This is a genomic window from Archangium violaceum Cb vi76 (assembly GCF_000733295.1).
In the GTDB taxonomy this organism is placed as follows: domain Bacteria; phylum Myxococcota; class Myxococcia; order Myxococcales; family Myxococcaceae; genus Archangium; species Archangium violaceum.
Map to the genome: position 1 here is coordinate 1 of NZ_JPMI01000371.1, position 389 is coordinate 389.

The 389-nt window shown below is 63.5% G+C and carries 1 protein-coding gene; it reads left to right on the plus strand.

Translation table 11 applies throughout. The features are described from left to right. Positions 1 to 352 (plus strand): hypothetical protein (locus tag Q664_RS46140; protein ID WP_043412159.1); only part of this gene is annotated, 352 nt, incomplete at its 5' end. Between the last annotated feature and the right edge of the window lie 37 nt (positions 353 to 389).

Genomic DNA, 389 nt, shown 5'->3' on the forward strand with positions numbered 1-389 from the left:
AGGTCTTCCGAACATGTCGTGGACGCCAATCAAGAGGGGCGAGGTCGAAGTCGTCGGGCCGCACCCGGAGCACCGTGGCCTGCTTGAAGTGAAAGTGCCACTGTCGGCCGAGCCGCCTTCCGACTGGGTCTTCGCGTTCCAGAACGCCTTTGGCGTCGTCACGAAAGCCAACATGCTGCCCCCGATGCTGGACGGCCGCGACGTGTGGCTCACCCCGCGCGACGGGGAACTCGCGTTCTACGTGAGCCATTTGGACGAGCGCATCGCTTCCGCGAATGCTTGGTACGAGCAGAACGTGCTGCCGAAGATCAATGCGCGTGCTGCACGGGAAAAGGCTGAGGCTGAGGAATAAGCAAAGCGCCTCGCCGACGCGCGCGAGCGGGCGAAAA